The organism is Neisseria sp. (assembly GCF_041804105.1).
GTDB lineage: Bacteria > Pseudomonadota > Gammaproteobacteria > Burkholderiales > Neisseriaceae > Neisseria.
In genome coordinates this window covers 1-8,093 of the sequence record NZ_JBHCJY010000004.1, presented here as the reverse complement: position 1 = coordinate 8,093, position 8,093 = coordinate 1, and the positions used below count along the sequence as shown (strand labels likewise).

General features: G+C 54.3%; 10 protein-coding genes and 1 pseudogene. 4 read left to right on the top strand and 7 right to left on the bottom strand.

Features of this window, described 5'->3' with window-relative positions:
• The 3 genes and pseudogenes from ACEYDX_RS00330 to ACEYDX_RS00320 form a co-directional block, all read right to left on the bottom strand.
• A partial coding sequence (locus ACEYDX_RS00330) for an FKBP-type peptidyl-prolyl cis-trans isomerase (RefSeq protein WP_373740057.1) occupies nucleotides 1-243 on the bottom strand: 243 nt, incomplete at its 3' end.
• A gap of 129 nt (nucleotides 244-372) precedes the next feature.
• A pseudogene (locus ACEYDX_RS00325) lies at nucleotides 373-741 on the bottom strand (CYTH domain-containing protein); the annotation flags it as partial.
• A 137-nt stretch (nucleotides 742-878) separates the two neighbouring features.
• The gene (locus ACEYDX_RS00320) at nucleotides 879-1,637 is read right to left on the bottom strand and encodes a hypothetical protein (protein ID WP_373740056.1); all 759 of its coding nucleotides are present in this window, start codon (nucleotides 1,635-1,637) and stop codon (nucleotides 879-881) included.
• Nucleotides 1,638-2,096: 459 nt separating this feature from the next.
• Between ACEYDX_RS00320 and ACEYDX_RS00315 the strand changes: the two genes are divergently transcribed.
• Together ACEYDX_RS00315 and ACEYDX_RS00310 are read left to right on the top strand one after the other, a co-directional pair.
• Nucleotides 2,097-3,008 (top strand): patatin-like phospholipase family protein, encoded by a 912-nt coding sequence (locus ACEYDX_RS00315; protein WP_373740055.1) that lies wholly within the window; start codon nucleotides 2,097-2,099, stop codon nucleotides 3,006-3,008.
• Nucleotides 3,009-3,189: 181 nt separating this feature from the next.
• Nucleotides 3,190-3,438, top strand: coding sequence for a BolA family protein (locus tag ACEYDX_RS00310; RefSeq protein ID WP_373740054.1), 249 nt, complete (start codon nucleotides 3,190-3,192; stop codon nucleotides 3,436-3,438).
• Between the two features lie 156 nt (nucleotides 3,439-3,594).
• Here ACEYDX_RS00310 and ACEYDX_RS00305 read toward each other — a convergent pair whose 3' ends face one another.
• Complete coding sequence (locus ACEYDX_RS00305; protein ID WP_373740053.1) at nucleotides 3,595-3,846, bottom strand: hypothetical protein; 252 nt, start codon at nucleotides 3,844-3,846, stop codon at nucleotides 3,595-3,597.
• Between the two features lie 8 nt (nucleotides 3,847-3,854).
• Nucleotides 3,855-4,334 (bottom strand): CinA family protein, encoded by a 480-nt coding sequence (locus ACEYDX_RS00300; protein ID WP_373740052.1) that lies wholly within the window; start codon nucleotides 4,332-4,334, stop codon nucleotides 3,855-3,857.
• 270 nt (nucleotides 4,335-4,604) lie between these two features.
• Between ACEYDX_RS00300 and ACEYDX_RS00295 the strand changes: the two genes are divergently transcribed.
• Complete coding sequence (locus ACEYDX_RS00295) at nucleotides 4,605-4,760, top strand: hypothetical protein (RefSeq protein ID WP_373740051.1); 156 nt, start codon at nucleotides 4,605-4,607, stop codon at nucleotides 4,758-4,760.
• A gap of 274 nt (nucleotides 4,761-5,034) precedes the next feature.
• On the opposite strand, the gene ACEYDX_RS00290 is transcribed toward ACEYDX_RS00295, so the two are convergent.
• Nucleotides 5,035-6,396 (bottom strand): M16 family metallopeptidase, encoded by a 1,362-nt coding sequence (locus tag ACEYDX_RS00290; RefSeq protein ID WP_373740050.1) that lies wholly within the window; start codon nucleotides 6,394-6,396, stop codon nucleotides 5,035-5,037.
• 207 nt (nucleotides 6,397-6,603) lie between these two features.
• Here ACEYDX_RS00290 and ACEYDX_RS00285 point away from each other — a divergent pair, with 207 nt between their 5' ends.
• Nucleotides 6,604-6,783 (top strand): hypothetical protein, encoded by a 180-nt coding sequence (locus ACEYDX_RS00285; protein WP_373740049.1) that lies wholly within the window; start codon nucleotides 6,604-6,606, stop codon nucleotides 6,781-6,783.
• Between the two features lie 329 nt (nucleotides 6,784-7,112).
• Here the strand turns inward: ACEYDX_RS00285 and ACEYDX_RS00280 are convergent.
• Nucleotides 7,113-8,093: trehalase family glycosidase (locus ACEYDX_RS00280; RefSeq protein ID WP_373740048.1), on the bottom strand; the 981-nt coding region annotated here is incomplete at its 5' end.

Genomic DNA, 8,093 nt, shown 5'->3' with positions numbered 1-8,093 from the left:
GCCCATTTCGCGCGGGATGGTGTGTTTGGGCTTGCCGCCTTCTTTCATGCCGCCGAAACCTTCGTCCCAGCCGGCAATGATTTGGCCGACACCCAGCGTGATGGTGAGCGGTTGGCGGCGGTCGAGGCTGGAGTCGAATTTGGTGCCGTCTTGCAGCCAGCCGGTGTAGTGTACGGTGATTTCTTTGCCTTTGACGGCTTCTTTGCCGCTGCCTTCCTGCAGGTCTTCGATAATCAGGCTCATGGTTTTTCCTTACTTTTGCGGTGGTTGGAGAAGGGATAAGGTTAACACAGTTTCGCAGGGCGGCACGTGGGGTGTGTTTTCAGACGGCCTTTTTGATTCGGCTGTGCAGCGTTGACACCTTGTTTTCCGTCATTCTCCCGCCCACGTTGCGTAAGGGTGCTTGCTCAGATACGCATTGGTGAATCTGCCGTCGGACGTAATTTTCGCGCCCAGTCAGTCGGGTTTGGCAAACGCGGCATCTTCGGACGGCAGTTCGATTTCGCTACCACCAACGGCGCGTTGTCGTCGGAATATTCGTCGATGGTGTAAAAAACCTTCGAATTCGACTTTATAGCGGCGTTTTTCCATCCTAAACGGACACATCGCTGCCATCATCGTTTGCCCGTGTTCCAGCGGGATTTCATATTCAAACTCACTGCGGCTCACATCAGCAATATAGCCTTTGATAGTCAGCCACGTCCAATTGTCGATAATGTGCACGCGGATGGTGCGCTCTTTGCAGTGTCGCTGGATAATGTGCCAGACAGCTTTATGGCAATCCAATCAACCCAAATGCCGCACGTAAATAAGCACTATCGTCATTCCAGCATAGGCAGGGATGACGATAGTTTTGCTTTTCAGGCAGCCTGAAACAATCATTTAATCTCAGTAATATAGGATTCTATTAAACCATTGCTGTTTTGGCGACACCCCAAACGATATGTTTTACCTGCTTGAAAATCGCCTGTTAAAGGTATGTTAATCTTTTCATGATTCATTTGACATTGCACTTCCACGCGATTTATTGGCGCAGCCAATTCAGCCGTTTCACCAAATTTGCCATTCCAACCGCGAATTGCCATATACGAACCACCCGCCCAACGCCAAAATTTCTGACTGGATTTACCTGTGATTTCAAAGCGCACACGATTGGCAGCAGTAGGCTGAGTGGTATGTTTGGGTTTTGACCAACCGCTTTGATAGCGCGTACCATCAGGCACTTCCCGCGCCACGATTTCAAAGCGATTATTGGCTTGGATATTGCAGAAAACCATATAGGTTTTGCCTGCCTGAAAATCGTGTTTGACCAAATCAGAACCACGTTTGGTTACATTTTGGCTCAAATGCCCAACGGCTTGCGTATATTCATGTTCGCATGCCACCAGCACGGATTTGGGTACGGGAGAAATATGGACGATTTTGTGTTCTTTGAATTTAGGCATAGGATAAGATGGCATAAAGTTGCCAGTCTCGTCATAAACGGAACCCACTACGGTAATGCTTTGTGATTTAGGAACACTCTTAACCGCCTGCCCGTTCAGATAGCTGGCTTCCGGACTTAACATAGAAGTCATAGAAGCCGAACACGCTGTCAATAAAACAATACTTAAACATAATAAGCTGATTTTTTTCACGATTTACTTTCCAAAATGATAAACCTATATATTATACAATTTAGTAAGTAATAACAGAATACAAACCACACGCCGCCGTTTTATCGGCATAACCGCCGCACTGTCCGCTAGTGCATTATTGCCAAGTGTACTGGGTAAAAGCAAACTTAAATCTTTGATTTAAATTTATGTTTTCCTTGGGTGCGAAAGCTGGGCTGAGACTGTATCATGATTTAAGGATTTTTGCGCACTTTGTGGGCATGGCAATAAAAAATTTATCAACGTGCAAAAAAGGCCGTAATCAGGCTCATGGTTTTTCCTTACTTTTGCGGTGGTTGGAGAAGGGATAAGGTTAACACAGTTTCGCAGGGCGGCACGCGGGGTGTTTTTTCAGACGGCCTTTTACCGTTTTTTTAATGATGCGGAAAAATCAAACCGCGCTATAATCGCTTGTTTTTATTTTTCAAAGAGCGTCATCACATGAATACCGCCGTCCTGTTCAAAAGCGCCGCCGCCCTTTCGTTTGCCCTGCTGTTGTCTGCCTGTCCGAGCGGCAATGCGCCGTCGCAGCCCGGTTCTTCCGCCACCGTTACTCCGCCGCCCAAACCGAAACCGCAGGCCGTTATCGGCTTGGCACTCGGCGGCGGCGCGTCGAAAGGGTTTGCCCATATCGGCATTATCAAGGTATTGAAAGAAAACGGGATTCCTGTGAAGGTGGTTACGGGCACATCGGCCGGTTCGATTGTCGGCAGCCTGTATGCTTCAGGAATGTCGCCCGACCGTTTGGAACTTGAGGCCGAAATTTTGGGCAAAACCGATTTGGTCGATTTAACCTTGTCCACCAGCGGTTTCATCAAAGGGCAGGCATTGGAAAACTACATCAACCGCAAAGTCGGCGGCCGCGCCATCCAGCAGTTTCCGATGAAGTTTGCCGCCGTCGCCACCGATTTCGAGAGCGGTAAAGCCGTGGCGTTCAACCGCGGCAATGCGGGGCAGGCCGTGCGCGCGTCGGCATCGATTCCCAATGTGTTCCAGCCGCCCGTTATCGGCGGACGGCGCTATGTGGACGGCGGACTGTCGCAGCCGGTACCCGTTACCGCAGCTAAAGGGCAAGGCGCGAATTTCGTCATCGCGGTCGATATTTCCGCGCGCCCCGGCAGAAACACCAAAGCGGGCTTTTTCTCGTATCTCGACCAAACGCTCAACATCATGAGCACTTCCGCGCTGCATGCGGAATTGGGCAAGGCCAACGTGGTCATCAAACCGGCGGTGCTGGATTTGGGTTCGGTGGGCGGTTTCGACCAGAAAGCCCGTGCCATCCGTTTGGGTGAAGAAGCCGCCCGCGCTGCGTTGCCGGAAATCAAAAAGAAACTGTCGGCTTACCGCTATTGACGGGCGGGGTTCTGCGCGGCAACAGGCCGTCTGAAAAACGTTTTTCAGACGGCCTTCATTTTGGGCCGTGGTTTGATTTTGCGTTGCACCGTCTTGATTCAAGCCGATTCTGCCGGTGGTACGGCCTTTCCGCCCTGCTGTATAATCCCCGTTTTAAAACAACCGATAAGGACACAAACCCATGCTCACGCCCGAACAGGTAAAAGCCATGATTGAAAACGCGGCACCGTGCGAACACGTCGAAGTGGAAGGCGACGGCCACCACTTTTTCGCCGTCATCGTTTCATCCGCATTCGAAGGCAAAGCCCGCCTTGCCCGCCACCGCCTGATTAAAGACGGCCTGAAAGCACAGCTCGCCAGCAACGAGCTGCACGCGTTGTCGATTTCCACCGCCGCCACCCCCGCGGAATGGGCGGCAAAACAGCCGTAACGTTCTGAAGCAGAGAAACGGCGAAACGGCGGAACGCTTTATGATGTTCCGCTTCGGCTTGCGGCAGAGCAGAGACCGTGAGCCGACCGGCTGAACATTCCGGCCGTGGTACTGCCATGCTGCTTACATTCAAGATAGATAAAGGCCGTCTGAAAATTATTCAGACGGCCTTTCATCTGCGGCATCCGGAATTCTGTAAACCGCGTCATACGGCGGTTTGGGCGTTACCGTGAACCGCCATCGGACGGCGGGTTGGGACGTGGGGGGAATGACGATGCCGCTGTTTTTATTTCGGGTTGCCGTATTCGTGCTGTGTCTGCCTTTGACTTTATCGGTGCGGGAGCGTCCATTTCCCGAAACCCGCAAAAGGCCGTCTGAAAAATTTTCAGACGGCCTTTTGCTGTGCAACGTTGTTTTCAGCAGCCGTTTTGCAGGTAATCCGTCAGCATTTCCAAAGCGAAATCCACCGCCTGTTTGCGCACGGCTTCGCGGTCCCCGTGGAACAGCGCGGTTTGTTCGGTATGGAAATCGGGGGCACACAGCCCGAACCATACCGTGCCGACGGGTTTTTCCGGCGTGCCGCCGTCGGGGCCGGCAATGCCCGAAATGCTCAGGGCGACGTGTGCACCGGAATGTTTCAGCGCACCGGCGGCCATTTCGCGCACGGTTTCGCGGCTGACCGCACCGTGCCGTACCAGCGTGGCGTTGTCCACGCCCAAAAGCCGCCGTTTGGCTTCGTTGCTGTACGTTACCCAGCTTTGGTGAAACCAGCGCGAACTGCCGGACAGCGATGTGAATGCGGCGGCGAGCAGGCCGCCGGTGCAGGATTCGGCGCAACTGACGGTTTGGCCGCGTTCGGTCAGGATGGCGGCGATTCGGGGGAGCAAGGGGTTCATGATGTGGTCTTTATCAGGGGAAAACGGAGACATGGAACGGGGTAACCGGAATTTTAAAGGGTGCGTACGACGGCGGTTGTTTCTGCACGGACGGGAATCCGCAGGGAATACGGAAAATGTTTTTTATTCAGCCGGTTGCGGAAAAACAGGTATGGATTCCCGCCTGCGCGGGAATGACTATACCGACCGCGAAAGACGAAGCCGCCCGAACGGGATACGGATTGCCATGTCCGCCGCTAAGGGGATGGCGGTTGTTATTTTCCGCACGGTTTGGGTTGGGCGAAATCGGGAGCGGTAAGGCCGTCTGAAAAAATGATTGCCGTTTTGTACTTGGAACGGGTTCGCCGTATCTGCCGCAGCGACAATCCGACGCCGTCTGAAATATGGCTGCCGTTTTGTACGGTTACGCCCGCTGGGGCGGGCTAACCGTACCTACTCGGTTTTGCAGTCGGTACATTCCTGAACTTGTCATAACGGGCGGCATCCGATGATGCGGGAATGTGATGCCGTCTGAAACACGGCTGCTGTTTTGTACGGTTACGCCCGCTGAGGCGGGCTAACCGTACCTACTTGGTTTTGCAGTCGGTACATTCCTGAACTTGTCATGGCGGGCGGCATCCGATGATGCGGGAATGTGATGCCGTCTGAAATATGGCTGCCGGTTTGTACGGTTACGCCCGCTGGGGCGGGCTAACCGTACCTACTTTAATGACGGTTGTTTCGGAATCGGTACGTATTCCGTGCTTTTCGGGGCGGGCGGCTGGGGTTTGACCACCACCACGCTTTCGCGGCTTGCGGTCAGCAGTTTGGCGGCGTTCTGCACGTCTTGCGCGGTGATTTTGTGCAGGCGGCGGCGCAGTTCGGCTTCGTCGGTGTATTTGAAGCCGCGCGTTTCCAGTTGGCCGATAATCGATGCTTGGGAGGTCATCGAGTCTTTGGCGTAGATTTCGGACGCGTCCATCTGGGTGCGGATGCGTTTCAGCTCTTCCTTGCCGACGCCGTTGTCGGCGATGTTTTTGATTTCCGCGCGGACGGCGGCGAGCAAATCCTGTTCCGACACGCCGTTGTTGGGCATGGCGAAGATGCTGAACAGCGGCATTTCGCGCGAGAGCATGTCGTAGTTGACGCCTATGCTGACCGCCGCCTGACTGCCGCGCACGAGGTTTTTATCCAGCCTGCTGGATGTGTTGCCGCTCAGGATTTCCGACAGGATGTCCAGCGCGTAAGGCACGGAGTCGGAAAGTTTTTCCAGTTTCGGCACGCGGTAGGAGAGCGCAATCAGCGGCTGGCGGGTAACGGCGGACGTGGTTTCCGCTTTGACCGGTTCGCGTTCGACGGTTTCGGCCAAACGGTTGCGTTCGGGCAGTTGTTTGGCGGGAATCGGGCCGAAGAGTTTGGAGGCCGTCTGAACGGTTTTGGCGGCATCCACGTCGCCCACCACCACCAAAACCGCGTTGTTCGGGGCATACCACTGTTTGTACCACGCGCGCAAATCGTCGGCTTTCAGGCCGTGCAGGTCGTCCATGTAGCCGATGATGGGCGCACGCAGCGGTGCGGCGGTGTAGCTGTTGAGATAAACGTGTTCCCACAGCTTTCCCGAGGCGTTGTCTTCGGTGCGCTGGCGGCGTTCTTCGCGTATCACGTTCATTTCATTGACAAAGTCCTTGTCGCTGAAATTCAGGTTCTGCATACGGTCGGCTTCGAGCTTCAACACTTCGGGCAGGTTTTTCGCCGCCACGTTTTCGAAATACACCGTTTCGTTGCGGTTGGTGTAGGCATTGTTCTGCCCGCCCAACGCGGCCACGCGGCGGCTGAATTCGCCGGCGGGTACGGACGGCGTGCCTTTGAACATCATGTGTTCGAGCGCGTGGCTCAGGCCGGTCTTGCCCTGCTGTTCGTCAACGCTGCCCACTCTGTACCAGAGCTGCGAAACCGCCACCGGCGCGCGACGGTCTTCTTTGACGATGACTTTCAGGCCGTTGGGCAGGGTTTGCGACAGCGTTTTCGACAACGCGGGCGCGGAAAGCGCGGCTAAAACAATCAGGGCTGCGGTACGTAACATAATCATTCCTGTGGTTGGACTGTATTCATGATAACGGTTCGCAGCAGCGGGGACAAGGATAAGGCCGTCTGAAAATACACCGGTTTTCAGACGGCCTTTACTTTTTGGCGCGCAAAGACAGTGCCTTGTCATTGCGGGCAAAGGCGGGAGATGCGGCGCGGGACTATATTGGAAACCGTGAACAACAGCATGTGAAGGAGCATGAAAATGCCGGGTTATCCTCAAGATATTTTACAAAACCGTTCGGTGGTCAAACACGGCAACTATGCCGTGATGGCGCGGTACTGTATTACTGGTTCAGACGGCAGGCAAACGGCAGGTCGATATATTTTCATAGGATATTTAAATGATTTCATCCTGTTTGGTTTGTTTCAAAAATTAACTTAATATTTTAGTTTTTAATAAAAAATAATGAAACACGGGGCAATATTGTTTGTCTTATCTAAAGTAAGTATATACCGGTAGGTGTACTTAAATTCGTGATTTTTAATTTTCATTATTTGGGAGATTGTCATGAAAGAATTGAATATGATGGGTTTGGAGCAGGTTTCCGGTGGGTGGTGGCCGTGGTATGTTCCCAAACGGCTGCCTAAACCTAAACGGCTTGTGAGATGGAATCCACATTAAAACCTGTCTTTTGCTATAGCCGACAATATTAGGCAACAAGGCCGTCTGAAAATATTTTTCAGACGGCCTTGTTACCGATGCAGCAGGTGTTAGGGGATTTCGTCTGCCAAGGCATCCAATTCCGCTTTTTGCGCGTCGGTCAGCTTGGCGATGCCGAGTACCAGCGACGCATTCGTCCAGCCGAAGCCGCCGGCGGGCACGTAGTCGAACACGGCGCCGACGTTGCCGTATTCCACATCGGTTTTGTGCGAGCCTTTGACCACGTTGAATTTTTCGGGAATCAGGCCGTTATATTCCACCGTGGCGCGGACAATCATCTGCACCCACGCATAGGCGGCTTCGTGCATTTCGCGCTCGAAACCGTAGCGTTGCAGCCCTTCCCAAATCAGAATCTGGTGCGGCGCCCAGCCGTAGGGGTAATCCCACTGGCGTTCGGGGCCGCGGATTTCGGCGGAAATCGGGGCGGTAGAGGCGATGCCCCCGGCGCACAGCAGCACGGCCAGTTGCGACTTAACCGTGCGCTCTGCCTGTTCTTGGCTGCACAGCCCCGCCCACAGCGGCAGCAGGTTGGTGGCGGAAACGAAGCGGTTTTGCGTTTTGGCGGCGGCGTTGTAGTCGTAAAACGTGCCGTCGGCTTCGTTCCACAGGTATTGCTGCACGGCATCGTAGCGCGCTTCGGCTTTGGCCTGCCAGCTCTCGGCGGTGTGCTGCGTACCGTTGTGCGCGAAGCCTTGCGGGAAGTAGTCGGCGATCAGGGCGGCGATATCGGTTTCGATGCGGTACATAATCGCGTTCAAATCGACGCAGGCGGTATCGGCGCATACGTCGTCGAGCCGCGTGGTGGTGTCGTGGCCGCTTTCGCGCATGGCGCGGTCGTGTACGAAGTAGCGGTCGAGGCCGGCATCGCGGATTTCGCCGGCATCGTAGGCGCGCTCCATCTCTTCGACGCTTACGCCGTGTTTGGCGGCGTATTGCTGCAAAATGAAGTTGAAATGGCCGGGTTCGGTTTCTTTCGGGCGGCCGCGGCCTTCGTCGAAATAGCGGTTGAGGCCGATGTCGGCGAAGAGGTG